Annotated in this window: 14 protein-coding genes and 1 pseudogene; 6 read left to right on the forward strand and 9 right to left on the reverse strand. The window is 50.6% G+C overall.

The features are described from left to right. Nucleotides 1-65 precede the first annotated feature (65 nt). Nucleotides 66-3269, forward strand: a complete 3204-nt coding sequence (locus DU002_RS06455) for a diguanylate cyclase (protein ID WP_114337556.1) — start codon at nt 66-68, stop codon at nt 3267-3269. On the opposite strand, the gene gpsA is transcribed toward DU002_RS06455, so the two are convergent. The 4 genes from gpsA to DU002_RS06475 all read right to left on the reverse strand — a co-directional run bounded on the left by gpsA (nt 3254) and on the right by DU002_RS06475 (nt 5506). After that, entirely contained in the window at nt 3254-4261 is a 1008-nt protein-coding gene (gene gpsA, locus DU002_RS06460) for an NAD(P)H-dependent glycerol-3-phosphate dehydrogenase (RefSeq protein WP_114337557.1), read from the reverse strand. The genes DU002_RS06455 and gpsA overlap by 16 nt on opposite strands. A 3-nt stretch (nt 4262-4264) precedes the next feature. Then, on the reverse strand, nt 4265-4756 hold the full coding sequence (secB, locus tag DU002_RS06465) for a protein-export chaperone SecB (RefSeq protein ID WP_114337558.1): 492 nt from the start codon (nt 4754-4756) through the stop codon (nt 4265-4267). 64 nt (nt 4757-4820) lie between these two features. Then, nucleotides 4821-5075 carry a glutaredoxin 3 gene (gene grxC / locus DU002_RS06470; protein WP_114337763.1) on the reverse strand — a complete coding sequence of 85 codons (255 nt, stop codon included), beginning with the start codon at nt 5073-5075 and terminating at the stop codon, nt 4821-4823. A gap of 11 nt (nt 5076-5086) precedes the next feature. Next, the gene (locus DU002_RS06475) at nt 5087-5506 is read right to left on the reverse strand and encodes a rhodanese-like domain-containing protein (protein ID WP_233496438.1); all 420 of its coding nucleotides are present in this window, start codon (nt 5504-5506) and stop codon (nt 5087-5089) included. A 222-nt stretch (nt 5507-5728) separates the two neighbouring features. Between DU002_RS06475 and gpmM the strand changes: the two genes are divergently transcribed. From gpmM to DU002_RS06495, 4 genes are all read left to right on the forward strand, one after another. Next, nucleotides 5729-7273: a 2,3-bisphosphoglycerate-independent phosphoglycerate mutase gene (gpmM, locus tag DU002_RS06480; protein ID WP_114337560.1), complete on the forward strand. Its 1545-nt coding sequence runs from the start codon at nt 5729-5731 to the stop codon at nt 7271-7273. A 53-nt stretch (nt 7274-7326) separates the two neighbouring features. Next, nucleotides 7327-8451 (forward strand): murein hydrolase activator EnvC family protein, encoded by a 1125-nt coding sequence (locus DU002_RS06485; RefSeq protein WP_158537987.1) that lies wholly within the window; start codon nt 7327-7329, stop codon nt 8449-8451. 111 nt (nt 8452-8562) lie between these two features. Then, on the forward strand, nt 8563-9807 hold the full coding sequence (locus DU002_RS06490; RefSeq protein WP_114337562.1) for a S41 family peptidase: 1245 nt from the start codon (nt 8563-8565) through the stop codon (nt 9805-9807). After that, complete coding sequence (locus tag DU002_RS06495) at nt 9804-10712, forward strand: divergent polysaccharide deacetylase family protein (protein ID WP_233496439.1); 909 nt, start codon at nt 9804-9806, stop codon at nt 10710-10712. Before DU002_RS06490 ends, DU002_RS06495 begins: the two co-directional genes overlap by 4 nt. Before the next feature lie 62 nt (nt 10713-10774). On the opposite strand, the gene DU002_RS06500 is transcribed toward DU002_RS06495, so the two are convergent. Continuing rightward, nucleotides 10775-11029 (reverse strand): YkgJ family cysteine cluster protein, encoded by a 255-nt coding sequence (locus DU002_RS06500; RefSeq protein WP_114337764.1) that lies wholly within the window; start codon nt 11027-11029, stop codon nt 10775-10777. A 71-nt stretch (nt 11030-11100) separates the two neighbouring features. Here DU002_RS06500 and DU002_RS06505 point away from each other — a divergent pair, with 71 nt between their 5' ends. Next, on the forward strand, nt 11101-11490 hold the full coding sequence (locus tag DU002_RS06505; protein ID WP_114337564.1) for an acetyl-CoA sensor PanZ family protein: 390 nt from the start codon (nt 11101-11103) through the stop codon (nt 11488-11490). A gap of 71 nt (nt 11491-11561) precedes the next feature. Here the strand turns inward: DU002_RS06505 and rpoH are convergent, their stop codons facing one another. The 4 genes and pseudogenes from rpoH to ftsY form a co-directional block, all read right to left on the reverse strand. Next, the gene (gene rpoH, locus DU002_RS06510) at nt 11562-12413 is read right to left on the reverse strand and encodes an RNA polymerase sigma factor RpoH (protein WP_114337565.1); all 852 of its coding nucleotides are present in this window, start codon (nt 12411-12413) and stop codon (nt 11562-11564) included. A 118-nt stretch (nt 12414-12531) separates the two neighbouring features. Further along, nucleotides 12532-13515, reverse strand: a complete 984-nt coding sequence (gene ftsX, locus DU002_RS06515; protein ID WP_114337566.1) for a permease-like cell division protein FtsX — start codon at nt 13513-13515, stop codon at nt 12532-12534. Beyond that, nucleotides 13512-14201: a cell division ATP-binding protein FtsE gene (ftsE, locus tag DU002_RS06520; RefSeq protein WP_114337567.1), complete on the reverse strand. Its 690-nt coding sequence runs from the start codon at nt 14199-14201 to the stop codon at nt 13512-13514. Before ftsE ends, ftsX begins: the two co-directional genes overlap by 4 nt. A 19-nt stretch (nt 14202-14220) precedes the next feature. Beyond that, a pseudogene (gene ftsY / locus DU002_RS06525) lies at nt 14221-15162 on the reverse strand (signal recognition particle-docking protein FtsY); the annotation flags it as partial. Between the last annotated feature and the right edge of the window lie 54 nt (nt 15163-15216).

The following is a 15216-nucleotide window of genomic DNA, read 5'->3' on the forward strand; positions in this document are numbered from 1 at the left end:
GTAAAAAATCCTGATACTGTATATTTTTTTGCCTATTTATATCGCCCAAGGTATCAGGTCAAGGAATGTCCGTTAAGCAGTCGGTATTTTCAGATGCGTTGCAACTTAATTGGCAGCGAGCCAATGAAGAGCAGGCTACCTTTAGCTTCTATCAAAGCCAGGAGCCTGAGCGCTTCCTGAGTTTTACTACGGCTTTTGCCAATCAGCAGGGCGTGGCGGTAAAGCATTTACCACACTATAAATCCGCAGAGTTCTCACCTTATAACAGCCTATTTGACCTGTTTCGTACGCGGATGTTGGAGTCCCATCTCGATGCTGATGAAATGGCGATGTTCGCCACCGATTATAAGCCGTTACAGCAGGTATTAACCGGTTGGCTGGGCGGCAACAGTGCAGAGCGAACTGAACTGCCAGTGCTTGATGATCTCTATTTTGAACAAGATCGGTTGCGTTTGGCGATGATTAAGCTGGTTGAGGTGCTGCTTGCTGAGCCCACCGTGATTGTGGTGACCGGTTGGCATTACGCCTCGGCATCCGCCATTGAGATGTTAAAGGCTTTTGTTAGTGCTGGCCTAGCCGCCCCAGTGATGGTGATGGTCTGTTTGGATACCCAATACGCTTTGGCACATCGGCAGGACGATGAATGCTGGGAGGGGTTTCTAGATTGGTTGGACGATCACTATCTGCTTAACAGCATTCCAGCTTGCTTCTCTCAGGTTGAGCTGGCGAAGCAATCCCATGTGCAACATAAGCCAAGCTATGCATTGATGTCGCAGAACATGGAGCTGATGGCTTGGCCTGAGGCGGTCAAGGTTGCGCGCTATCTGTTAGCCGGCGAACTGAATTCTGACACCGCACGGATGCGCATTCAGTTGCGGCTTGCCGAAGCACTGCTTTATTTAGGCGAGCTAGATGATGCACTGAATGAGATGGAACAGCTGCAGGAAGCAGAAGCGTTACTGAGCTGCCCCGAAAGCCATGTGCGATTGCTGTGTTTGATATCGCTGACACAAGTGCGGCGGCAGAGCTTCGAGTATGCATTGCAAAATGCCCAGATGGCACGGCAGGTGGCGGAAGCCGCTGACAATGACAAGTTTCGGGCTCAGTCACTGTTTATCAACTTCTATGCCCACGATAAATCGACCACGCCAGTAGATATTGAGGAGTTTGAACGGCTCAACCAGCTGTTACAAAGCTATCAGATGGATTGTTCGCGCCTCTACTGTTTGCGTAATTACTACAATTATTTACGGTTCTATGAGCAGCTAAAAGCCAGTGCAGCGCTTGTTGTGACTGACCAAGCGATTAGTTTGGCAAAAGCGATGGGGCACCGCCAGGGCATCGCCGCTGGCTATCACAGCAAGGGCATTATTTACTCATACAACTCTCAATACCATCAAACATTCCGCTGCTTCGGCGTCAGTTCGCGGATCCGCGAAGAGTTGGGTGAAGCACTGGAAATCGTGCGAATGCACAATGGTATTGGCTATTTTAATACCTTATTGGAGCAGTACCCGCAGGCGCAGAAAGAGTATTTGGCGGCTTATGCGACAGCACGTCGATTCGGTGATTACAGTGAGTTAGTTGTCACTTTATATAATTTTGCTTGGCTCTATTTTTGTACGCGTAACTATCGTGATGCGCTCCATGTGTTAGATCGTCTGGTGAAAATTTGTCGTATTCGGCAACTGACCCATTTTCCATTTCGTAATCTCTATGATGTGTTCAGCCTCAAAGGATTTTGTCACGCTAAACTGGGTGAGTTAGCGCGCGCGCAACAATCCTTAGATCGGATGCGTGGACTGGCTTTTCGACCATCTAGCACAGGACTGTTTTTACGCTCGCTACTGCAAGGGGCTATCTGTTCGGCCACCGGTGATCTCGCTGGCGCAAGGGAGCGTTTCGAAGACGCTCCTACCTTGTTGGGGCAAGTGGTGGACATGGATTCACGCCTGCTGCCGCAATGCTATATGGAGCTCGTGAGTGTCTACAGTCGTCAAGGTGACTGGCAGGCATGTAATGCGCTCCTCACTACCAGTCTTGAGATGTGTGATAGCTTGGCTCTGCCCAAGTTTCGCCGTTTGTTTATGGCTATGCTGTCAGATATTGAGATTAATCTGCCGGTGGATACCAGCACCTTGCCCAATCAGGCATTAACGCCAGTGTCATTACAGCTCGATGAACTGGTGATCATGACCCAGCAGGACACAAAATTGAGTCAGGCGAATCAGCGGTTACGTGAGATCCAGCTGATCAGTCGCCTGCAATCCTTGCCGGAGCGCTACCCGTGCCCTCAGCAATTAGCTTTTGAAACCCTGAAAATGGTGTGCGGTAATTTTACTCTACAGGCTGGGTTGATCCATCGTCGGCAGGGCGAACATTGGCAGCTTTGGACGCAAGTAGGCGAGTTGACTGAAGATATTCAGGTCAGCTCATATTTGATGCAGGTGCAAGCGAGTCAACGGATCATGGTCGACAATCGACTCCATTTTCAAGGGGAGGGTGGTCAGCGAGCAACTTATGATTCAGTAGTCAGCTTGCCTCTATTTAGCAGTGGCGAACTGACTGCTATTTTGACCCTTTGTGCATTTGATTGTAACCGCTACTTTGACCGCCAAGATCAGGACACATTGCAGCTGTTGAGCCGTCAGTTAGGCGGCCAATTACAGCAGTTGGAACATAGCGAACGGTTATTGAAAATGTCGATGACCGATGTACTGACCGGATTATTCAACCGGCAAGCACTGCAAGCCAGATTGGAACAGGAATTAACGGCGATCCGGCAACAGTGTGGGGCAAAAATCTGCTCGCTGGCCTATCTGGATCTGGATAATTTTAAGGTGATAAACGACACCTTAGGTCATGGGGTCGGTGATGAAGTGCTCAAAGAGTTTGCTCGTTTGCTAGAGAACTGTTTACGCCATGAAGATGTCGCTGCCCGCTGGGGCGGAGATGAGTTTGTTGTATTGTTCCCTCACACGGACTCTACTCAGGCGCAGGTGGTGGCTGAACGGTTACTACATAAATTGGCACAGCGGCACTATTTCATGCCGGAACTTCTGCAATGGGCCAATATTACTGAGCTGCCCAGCGAGATTGCGTTGAACTGTTCGATCGGTATCGCCGAATGTCACGCTACAGATCTTCGCGGTGTGGATGAGGATTGGTTACTGCAGCAAGCAGATAAAGCGCTCTATCGAGCCAAAGATGAAGGAAAAGGCCGGGTTCGTGTCATTGCCCCCCCGGCACTTAGCTATTCGAACGTTTGATCGCGGCTTAGCAATGCGGCGGCCGCTTGTTTTGGCGGCTTGCCCTGATAAAGCACTTGATACAACTGCTCAGTGATAGGCATTTCTACTTCCAGGCGTTTGGCGAGCAGGTACACCTCTTTGGTATTGCGATAACCTTCAACTACCTGACCAATACCTTGTTCAGCTTCTTGCAGCGATTGCCCAGCGCCGAGGGCCAAACCAAAGCGACGGTTGCGCGACTGATTGTCGGTGCAGGTCAGCACCAGATCTCCTAGGCCGCCCATGCCGTTGAATGAGCTAGGCTGTGCGCCAAGCGCTTCACCTAAGCGGATCATCTCGGCCAAGCCGCGGGTGATCAGTGCGGTTCGGGCATTGGCACCAAAGCCTAAGCCATCGGCTAAGCCAGCACCAATCGCAATCACATTTTTCACAGCGCCGCCAAGTTGCAGACCGATAAAGTCCTGATTGCGGTAGACCCGAAAATGGGAATCGTTATGCATCAGTTCGGTTAACTTGGTAGCAAAATCATCATCGGTTGAAGCTACCGCGATGGCTGTGGGTAGGCCTTTGGCGACTTCCATCGCGAAAGTGGGGCCGGAGATCACTGCCAGTGAACAGCTATCACCCAGGATCTCTTTGGCGACATCCTGTAGCAACCGGCCGGTGTCAGCTTCTAGACCTTTCGTTGCCCAAGCTACGCGCGCCCCTTTTTGCAAATGGGGTTTCATGCGCTGAAGGACATCACCGAAAGCGAAACTGGGTACAACGACCAAGATATTTTTCGATGCGCCAACGGCAGTTGCTAAGTCAGCTTCCAGTGCCAGCGTGTCAGGAAATGGAATGCCGGGAAGGAATGCTTCGTTACTGCGCTCTTTAATCAGCTGCTCGACATGATCAGCTTCATGACCCCATAGCAGCGTCTTATTGCCATTACGGGCAATAGAAATAGCAAGGGCGGAGCCATAAGACCCCGCCCCCAGCACAGTAATATCATACGCGTTAGCGTTCATCACTTATGCGTCTGCGCCTGCTGGAGCGGCTTCAGCTTGCTTCTTCTGTACATAGCTAGCAAACAGGGCATCAAAGTTTACTGGTGCCAGGTTCAGTGGCGGGAATGTGCCACGGCTAACCAAGCTGCTGACCGCTTCACGTGCGTATGGGAACAAGATGTTAGGGCAGAAAGAACCCAGAGTATGCGCCAACTGTGGCTCAGGCATGTTGCCGATAGAGAAGATACCCGCTTGCTGTACTTCACACAGGAATGCTGTTTCATCACCAACTTTTGCAGTCACTGTCAGCGACAGTACGACTTCAAAAGCAGCGTCATCTAACTTATTGCTCTTGGTGTCCAGGTCCAGCTTCACTTCAGGCTTCCATTCAGCTTTGAAGATAGATGGAGAGTTAGGTGTCTCGAAAGAGATATCTTTAGTGTAGATACGCTGGATGTTGAATTGAGGAGCCGCTGCTTGTTCTGCGCTACCGTTTGTTTTTTGTTCTTCAGCCATTTTCTTAACCTTAAATGTAATATGTTCGAATTCTGTGATGTGGCTTGTGTTGCCATATCCTTTGTTAGCGGCTCAGCATCGCTGCTAATTTGCCGCCGTTATGCAGTGCCACCAAGTCGTCACATCCGCCTATACTGGTTCCATCGATAAATATCTGTGGAACTGTGTGACGGCCACTTAACTCCATCATTTTTTCTCGCAGTGCTGGCTGGCCATCGACCGCTATCTCTTGATAGCTGAGCGACAGTTTTTCCAGCAGTGCCTTTGCTCTGATGCAGTATGGGCACCACTTAGTGGTGTAGATAACTACTTCTGTCATCGGTGCGGCCACTATTTGCTGACTGGCAATTTAGCATTTTGCCATTCCAGCATGCCGCCCTTAAGGCGGTATGGCGCACTGAAACCTTGCTTTTTAAGCAGGGAACAAGCGCGAGAAGCGCTGGCTCCGGTTGCGCACACCACTATAATGGGATTCTCTTTGTGCTTTTCAAGGTTGCCGACCCCTTTCTGTTGCAGATCATTGAACGAGATGTGACTTGCACCAAGAATATGGCCCTTATTGAACTCTTCGGCTGTTCGAATATCGAGCACTTGGGCATTTTCTTTGTTCATTTGCAGGGTGGCTTCCTGCGGTGTAAGGGCTTGTGCGCTACTTGCACCGACAAAAGAATAGATAAGAGCGCCGAGTAGGCCCACCCAAGCCAAGCTTAATAATGGAGCGCTGCTGACAAACTCGACCAATTGCTGCATGAAATGTCCTCTATTCGATAATGTTTTGTGCGGTTGGCGCACTCTGAGCGCCTGAATTATACCTGTAACAAGCGACATGGACAGCCAAGTGTCGTCTGTGGGGTTAAAAAATGGCTGGAAAAGATGTCTAATATGGCACCATGAGGGTGTTTCTATATGCACCCGTGACAGTACAACGAATTTTTTATTTCTATTTTAGTTAGCACACACTAGGAAATATTCATGAGTACAGCGAAAAAAACTACAGCACTTATCATCATGGATGGTTGGGGTTATAGCGAAAACCCAGAGAACAACGCCATTTTGAATGCCAACACACCGGTATTAGATAAGTTGTGGGCCGATTGTCCTAGCTCTCTTATCTCTGCCTCAAGTTTTGATGTGGGTTTGCCTGAAGGGCAGATGGGCAACTCTGAAGTTGGTCACGTTAATTTGGGTGCGGGTCGTGTTGTCTATCAGGATCTGACGCGTATCGATTTGGCGATTAAAGAAGGTACTTTCGCAGAAACAGCTGCATTGGCTAGTGCAGTTGATAAAGCGGTTAGTGCCGATAAAGCCGTTCATATCATGGGGCTGTTGTCTCCGGGTGGCGTGCATAGTCATGAAGACCACCTGATGGCTATGGTCGAGATGGCTGCGGCCCGTGGCGCAGAGAAAATTTATCTGCATGCCTTTTTAGATGGCCGAGATACGCCACCGCGCAGCGCTAAAGGTTCACTGCAGGTGTTCCAGGATAAGTTTGCTGAGTTGGGCAAAGGCCGTGTCGCCAGCTTAGTGGGTCGCTACTATGCGATGGATCGTGATAACCGTTGGGAGCGCGTGGAAGAAGCTTATAACCTGCTGACACAGGCCAAAGGCGCTCATACCTACAGCACAGCGGTTGAAGGCCTGGAAGCTGCGTATGCCCGTGATGAAAACGATGAGTTTGTAAAGGCCACTGTGCTGCAGGCCGATGGCGAAGACAGTGCGGCAATGGAAGATGGCGATAGCCTGATCTTTATGAACTTCCGTGCTGACCGTGCCCGTGAGATCACCCGTGCGTTTGTTGATGCTGACTTTGCCGGTTTTGAACGTGAAGCAACGCCAGCCTTGGCTGACTTTGTCATGCTCACCGAGTATGCCGCAGACATTAAAACCGCCTGTGCCTTCCCGCCAGAAGCTTTGGTTAACACCATGGGTGAATGGTTGGAGAAACATGACAAGACGCAGCTGCGTATCTCTGAAACTGAAAAATATGCGCACGTTACTTTCTTCTTCAGTGGCGGTCGTGAAGATGAGTACGTAGGCGAGAAGCGTGAACTGGTCGCCTCTCCTAAAGTGGCTACCTATGACCTGCAGCCTGAAATGAGCTCAGAAGAGTTGACCGACAAGCTAGTCGCGGCGATTAAGAGTGGCGAATACGACTTTATCGTCTGTAACTATCCTAACGGCGATATGGTAGGACACACTGGCGTTTATGAAGCGGCGGTTAAGGCATGTGAAGCGGTTGATCACTGTATTGGCCGTGTCGTTGAGGCATTACGAGAAGTAGACGGTCAGTGCTTGATCACTGCCGACCACGGTAATGCTGAGAAGATGGTGGATAACACCACGGGTCAGGCGCATACCGCTCATACCAGTGAGCCAGTTCCGCTTATCTATGTAGGTAAGCAAGCAAACATGGTTGAAGGTGGTAAGCTCAGCGATCTGGCGCCGACTTTGCTGGACTTGATGGGCATGGAAATTCCAAAAGAGATGACGGGTAACGTACTGGTTAAGGCCAGCTAACCCATATGGAGCTGAAGTATTCTAGCTCCTTAAAAACACAGCCTGCTCACTGGTTGAGCAGGCTGTGTTTTGTCTTATGTCTGATTTTCTGTTTCGCCATTGCTCATGTGGGAGCGACGGAGAAAAGTAAAAAAGGTGATCGCCTGTACCAACTGCAAGGGCAGATTAAGCGCACCGAGCAACAATTGCAGGAACAAAAAGAGAAGCGTGAGGCGCTTTTTAGTTCCTTGCGGGATGCAGAGCAAGAGATCGCGAAAGTGGCCAAAGTGCTTCGTATGACACGGCAGGAGTTGACTCGTACCCGAGATGATTTGGCCGATGCGCAGAAGCAGCAAGCAGAATTGAAAGTGCTATATGGTCAGCAACAATCCGCATTGCAGGCACAGATTGTTAGTGCCTATATGTCTGGTGATCATGATTATATCAAGCTGTTAATGAATCAGCAGGAACCGGGCAAGATCGAACGCTCGCTGACTTATTATCAATATATGAATCAGGCGCGGATGGAGAACCTGGAAGCGCTGAAAAAAACCCGTCGTCAGTTGGCTCGGGTTGAGCGCCGCCTGGCTGAACAAGCCAGTCGCCTGCAATCCTTAGAGCGTCGTCAAGCCTCTGAAAAAGCACAGATGGAAGAGCGTCAGTTGGCGCGAGAGCGCGCCCTGGGCAAGTTGAAAGGAAATCTCTCCGGTGGTCGTCAGCAGCTGGTACAGCTGCAAGAAAATGAGCGCACTGTGCGCAACATGATTGAGCGCCGTCGGCAACGAGAAAAGTTGGAGATGGATGGCCTGAAGGCATTGAAAGGCAAACTTTCCTGGCCTGTGAATGCACGAATTAGTCGTAATTTTGGTTCTCAGCGAACGGGTAATATCGTTTGGAAAGGGGTGATGTTAAACGCCAAAGAGGGCACAGACGTCAACACAGTACATCAAGGTGTCGTGGTTTATGCTGACTGGTTGAAAGGCTTCGGTTTGTTAATGGTGGTTGATCATGGCGATGGTTACATGAGCCTCTATGGCCACAACCAAGCACTATTAAAACGCGTGGGTGACCGCGTAGAAAGCGGTGAACCGATCGCTTTGGTGGGGAAAAGCGGGGGCCGCAGCTCCGCTGGTCTATACTTTGAAATACGCCATCAGGGACAAGCACTCGATCCATCAGCCTGGTGTCATCGTAGTTAACCTTAGCGTCAGCGTTACGCGGGTTAGGTGTCACGGTACACTAGGTTTAAACCGGCTACTGCGGAAGTAACGGATCCTTCTCTCAGAGCCAGACTGACACAGGAGTTGCTTATGCAACACTTGCTATCGCGGTCTTGGACTTTCTTTATCGGTTTGGCTACAGGCATGATGTTGACCTTGGCCGGCAGTGGCTTGGCTTCCAAACCTCAAGATTCACCTGCGTTTCAGGACGCGGCACGGATCTACTCCATTCTGCAACAGATCAGAGAATTTTACGTCGATGAAGTGGCTTATGATGCCCTCGTTGATGATGCCATTTCCGCTATTGTTTCCCATTTGGATCGCCACTCCGACTATTTGGATCGCAATGAGTTTGCTCATTTGACCGATGTAACCTCAGGAGAGTATGCCGGTGTTGGCATGGAGCTCGCGATAACCGAGCAAGAGGTAACCATTGTGAATCTGTTTCCCGGCTCTCCTGCGCTCGAAGCTGGTGTGGTGGCGGGTGATCGAGTGATCAGTGTTGATGGTCAGCTATTAGCAGACTCTGATGCTGAAACACTGCTGATGGGGATGCGTGGGCCGGCAGGATCGCTGATGCACCTCACTGTGCAGCGCGAGGGAGAGCCAGAGTTACTTAACTTTGCTCTCGAACGCCGCCAAATTGACGTGAAAAGCGTGAGTCAGCGAATGCTAAATGACGCCACCGCGTATCTAAAGATCAACAGCTTCACCCAGACCACACCGCAAGAGGTGGCTACTGCATTGAAGGAGTTGGCGCTAGCACCACAATTGTCTGGACTGATATTGGATCTTAGGGACAACCCCGGCGGCTTGCTAGACAGCGCGCTAGAGGTTGCGGATCTGTTTCTTGATGAAGGGGTGATCGTAAAGACTCGTGGTCGTTATTACGAGGCCAATGTGATCTATTTCGCCAATACCGGTGAAAAGATCAGTGGTATCTCTATCGCTGTATTGATCAATGGTCGCTCAGCGTCCGCCGCTGAGATTGTTGCTGGTGCGTTGCAGGGTAATCGGCGGGCAACCGTGTTCGGTGAACAGTCCTTTGGTAAGGGCTCTATCCAGTCGCTATTTCCTGTTCAGCCAGGAGAGGGGGTTTTGAAACTGACGACGGCGCACTATTTCACACCTGATGGCCTGGCTATTGATGGGAAGGGGATCACACCGGACAGATTTGTACCTTCACAGGTGGTTCTCGAAAGTCTGCTAACCCCTATAATAAACCCCCTGCCATTGAATACGGTGGTAGCATATCAGGGCGAGAAGAAGATCCAGATCGCTAATCAAGACAATCAACTCAGAACGGCACTCCAAGCACTGGATCATCCAGATTGACTGCAAGGGCTGAGATTAACCGGAGCATGCTCAGCCCTATGTATCGTCGTTGGCATCATTGCCGAAAAGAGCCGAGTTGCCATTGGCGATTGCTCTTGGCTATTTTTTTCTCCCTGCTCTCTTCAGATCTCGCGGCTGAACAGCCTGCGGCCCGTGTTGCCTTGGTGATTGATGATGTCGGCAATAGCGCATCGGATAGAGAGGTGATCGCGTTGCCTGGCCCGGTAACGCTGTCGTTCTTACCTTTTACTCCCCATAGCCGACACTTAGCACGACTTGCCCATGAGAGTGGCAAAGAAGTGATGTTACATATGCCGATGGAAGCTAAGGCGGGTAATCGTTTAGGGCACGGTGCATTAACCAATGAGATGTCGCAATCCGAGTTGCAGAGCATGCTGATTAAAGCATTGCAGTCACTGCCCCACGTCGCGGGGGTGAATAATCATATGGGTAGTGATTTGACCGAGTCCCTTCCCCATATGGCTTGGACGATGCGTGTTCTGCGTTATTATCCGCTCTACTTTATCGATAGCCGTACCAGTGTGAATACCTGCGCTGAGGATGTTGCGTTGGCCACTGGCGTACCAGCGTTGCGACGCCATGTCTTCCTGGATAATCTGCAAGATCAAGCTGCTATCTCCAGGCAGTTTGATCAACTGATAAAACTGGCGTTGCGTCAGGGATATGCAGTAGGGATCGCTCACCCCTACCCAGAAACGCTCTCCTTGCTTCAACAACGACTACCCGAACTGACCGCATTGGGTATCGAGCTTGTACCTGCTTCGGCGTTGATCGACGATGAAAACTGGGCGGCTCGGGAAAAAATTGGCACAGCCCCATTGGCAGTCAGATTGCCAGATACAGATATTACCGGTGCTGCTGACAGCAATGGTTTGGCGTTGTGAATCGTTGCCGGATCCTGCCATCGATGTTTAACGCCTGACACATCTCTCACTGCGGTTGAGGGCTAGCTGGCGGTGGCTTGTTCCAGCAACGTCAGGTTAAACATGGCGGCTTCATCATTGTCACCACATACCGAGGCACAGGCTTTAAAAGCGTCACATAGTGCTGGCCGTTGTGGTTGGCCAAACAGCATGCATAGGTTGTCTTCGTTTAACTGTACACAGCGCTCACCTGCAGGTTTTCCACTGGGCATACCTGGGATCGGTGAGGTAATAGAGGGGGCAATGCAACAGGCTCCACAACCGAGTCGACAGGAGATGTTGTTGGGGCTGTCGACTTCCCCGGTTTGGCTGCTAGAATCCACCCAAGACATAATGAGAATTTTTTCCTATGCGTTTAACGGCATTAACGACTGAGTTGCTGGATCAGGGGATGCGTACTGATCTGGCGAAACTGTTTACACCCGAGCAGCTAGAGCAGCTTGAAGAGCAGGCGGCTGAAGCTGGCGTGCATTGGGTGCTGGCTAAATTTAACGGCCGCTATATTGGCGCGGGTTTGTTCAATCTGCAAGCGGCATCATTAATCGGTTTAACAGTGAGGGATGTCACCCGTCGTCGTGGGGTTGGCCGTCTTCTCATCGATTACTGTCTGCAACAAATTAAGCATGTCGCTGAACAGCAGAAACTCTTTGTCTATTGGGACAGGGCGGATGCTGATATTGCAGGGTTTATGTCGGCATTGGCAGCGACACCAAGTGACAAAGGCTGGCATATTTCATGAGCTGGGCTGATAAATAAAAAAAACCGACCATAATAGGTCGGTTTTTTATGTTGGAGGAGACCGTTCGCAAGTTATGCCATGGTTAGGCGTAACTTCTTCATCGCGTTCTTTTCCAGCTGCCTGACGCGTTCTGCTGATACTTGATATTTATCAGCTAGGTCTTGCAGGGTTTGTTTTTCATCGCTAAGCCAACGGGCTTGCAGGATATCGCGGCTTCTTTCATCCAGCGTATCAATGGCTGATTTCAGACGACTCGCAGCGTTAGCATCCCAGTTTTCCTGTTCGACACTTTCCGCGAAATCAGACGTTTTATCTTCTAGATAAAGCGCCGGGCTAAAGCTGGTGCCCTTTTCGTCATCGTCGTTACTCAGTTCAAAAGCTTGGTCATGGGAGCTCATGCGGGCTTCCATCTCCATCACTTCTTTGCGGCTCACACCTAGCTCTTCAGCGACGGTACTCACCTCTTCCTGATTGAACCAACCAAGACGTTTCTTATTCTTGCGCAGATTAAAGAACAGCTTACGTTGCGCTTTGGTGGTCGCGATCTTAACGATGCGCCAATTACGCAGCACGTACTCGTGGATCTCTGCTTTGATCCAATGCACAGCAAACGAGACCAAGCGTACACCCACGGTGGGATCGAAACGCTTAACGGCCTTCATTAGCCCGATACTGCCTTCCTGAATCAGATCTGCTTGCGGTAGACCATAACCTGCATAACCTTTCGCCACATGCACTACAAAGCGCAAGTGAGACATAATCAACTGGCGGGCAGCGGCGAGGTCGCCGTCTTGCTGCAGGCGTTCAGCCAAGCTTTTCTCTTCCTCAGCGGTCAGCATAGGAATGGCGTTGACCATACGCACGTAGGACTCAATATTGCCCGACGGTACGGTAAGTGCCATTGACTGAGTTGATGTTGTCATGTGTACCTCTTACTCAAATCTTCATGTCTGTGAGCTTATACGCCCAGGATCCAGACGAGATCGAATTCTGATCCATTCGATAAGACCCGTCAACCACTAAGAAAGTTTCATTCGATGTTCAAGCAGGTTCGATATGCGCAATGTGACGTTTAACAGATATGTAAGCGCCACACAGCCCCAGTAGTGACGAAAGCAGCAGCAGGAACAGTGCTTCGAGTAGGCTGATACCGGTGAGTTCAAAACTACTTTGGTAAAGCCCCGATAGGTATTGAATGGCGTCGGCTAACCACCAGATGATCAGTGATATCGCGATCCATGAGATCATCGCGCCGACGATCCCGTACCAAAGACCGGTATAAAGGAAAGGGCGCTGAATGAAACCGTCGGTTGCGCCAACTAGTTTCATCACTTCAATCTCTTCCTTTCTGCCCATAATCGCGAGGCGAATGGTGTTACCGACAATCAGTACGACGGAGACCAATAGCAGTGTTGCTAGCGCACCAAAGGAGTCTTGGATTAAGGCGATAATGGCATCTAGCCGCTCTAACCAGTCAATATCCATTTTTCCCATATCCACTTCCCGAGCAGACTCGAGCTTTTGCAGTAGCGCCCGGGCTTCATTAGGGCCACGGTTTGCCAGCGTCGGTAAGACGACAACCACAGCAGGCAGCGGATTACGATCAAGATAAGCAAGCGCATCGCCAAAGCCTGATTGCAGTTTAAAGTCTTCTAAGCCCGCGTCTGGCGATATCAGGGTGACGCTATCGACTTCAGGATGCAGGCCGATACGATGACTAAATGCCCGTTGCACTTCTGGTGAGAGATCTTGGCGCAAAAATAGGCTGATCTCGGCGGCGTTTTGCCATGCGCTACTTACCGCCACCGCGTTTTTTTGCAACACATACAGCGCCGCTGGCAGTGACAGGCTGAGTCCCAGTACCGCCATGGTCATGAGAGAAGCGACGGGCGTGCGCCATAAATCGCCCAGCGCGGCAATCGATTGGCGTAAGTGATTGATAAAGAAACTACGAACCTGCTCTGCAAAGGAGAGCTTTGGTTTCATGCTATTGCTATCGGCACGCTCCTTAAATAGCAGACTCATAGCAGCTGTCCTCGATCATCTTGAAACAGACCATCATTAATCAGTTGGCCGTTGCGCAGTGTCAGCGTACGGTATTTCATTCGTGCGATAAGCCCGAGGTCGTGGGTGGCGATAAGTACGGCAACATCCACGCGGTTGAACTCTTCAAATAACTTAAGAATTTCGGCCGAGAGTTCTGGGTCCAAATTCCCGGTCGGCTCATCGGCGAGCAGGATGGGCGGTTTGTTGACAATCGCTCGGGCGATGCCGACCCGCTGTTGCTCACCACCGGACAACTGTAACGGTAGGTTATTGATTTTGTTAAGCAGACCAACTTTATCAAGCGCAGCCGAGACTTTGCGTTTCATCTCTTTATGGCTGTGACCAGCGATCACTAAAGGTAAAGCGACATTATCAAATACACTACGATCAGTAAGTAAGCGGTGATCTTGGAAAATGATGCCGATATCTCGGCGCACCAAGGGGATCTGTTGCTTCTTTACTCGGCTCAAGCTGTGGCCGTTAATAAAGATCTGGCCATTGGTCGGCTTCGCCAATAATGCGATCAGTTTCAGCAGGGTGCTTTTACCTGCGCCTGAATGGCCGGTTAAAAAGCCCATCTCCCCTTTCTGCAGATGAAAGCTAACATCTTTTATGGCGTGGTGACCGCCAGGGTAGAGCTTATTAACGTGGTCGAATCGGATCATTGCTGGCTGCTATCAGTTATTAATCTTCGTCGCTGAACAGGGCGTCAACGAATTCATTAGCATTGAATGTTCGCAGATCTTCAATCCCTTCGCCGATACCTATGTAACGAATTGGGATCCCCAACTTGTCTGCCACCGCAAAAATGACGCCACCTTTGGCTGTACCATCCAATTTGGTGAGCGTGATGCCGGTTAGTCCCACGGCTTCATTGAACAGTTCCGCCTGGCTGATCGCGTTTTGGCCGGTACCGGCATCGATGGTGAGCATCACTTCATGGGGAGCTTGCGGATCGAGTTTCTTCATCACGCGGACAATTTTTTTCAGCTCCTCCATCAGGTGCGCTTTGTTTTGCAAACGACCGGCCGTATCAGCAATTAGGATATCTACGTTACGCGCTTTTGCGGCTTCCAGTGCATCAAACAGGACCGACGCTGAGTCCGCTCCAGTATGTTGGGCAACGACAGGGATTTCGTTCCGTTCACCCCATACCTGAAGCTGTTCGACCGCGGCGGCGCGGAAGGTGTCACCCGCAGCCAGCATCACTTTTTTGCCTTGTGCCTGGTATTGCTTAGCCAGCTTGCCGATGGTCGTGGTTTTGCCGACGCCGTTGACGCCGATCATCAGGATCACAAACGGACCCTCATTGGCGTCCGTATCCAGTGGAGAATCAACCTTGTTCAGTAGCCCGGCCATCTCTTCTTTCAGTAAGCCAAGCAGCGCATCGCCATCTTTCAGCTGTTTGCGATCCGCTTGATCGGTCAGTGAGTCGATGATCTTCATTGTGGTATCGACACCAACATCGGCTAACAGTAGTTGTGTTTCCAGCTCTTCAAATAGCTCATCATCAATTTTTTTGCCGAGAAACAGGTTGGCAAAACTGCTGCCTATCTGGCTGCGGGTGCGCATTAAACCGCGCTTTAAACGGCTGAAAAAGCTTTCTCGGGTCGGCTTTTCTTGCACTTCAGGTTGCGGAGTGGCAACAACGGGTTCCGTAGCCGGCGACGCTTCTGCCTG

Source organism: Corallincola holothuriorum (genome assembly GCF_003336225.1).
GTDB classification, from domain to species: Bacteria; Pseudomonadota; Gammaproteobacteria; order Enterobacterales; family Neiellaceae; genus Corallincola; species Corallincola holothuriorum.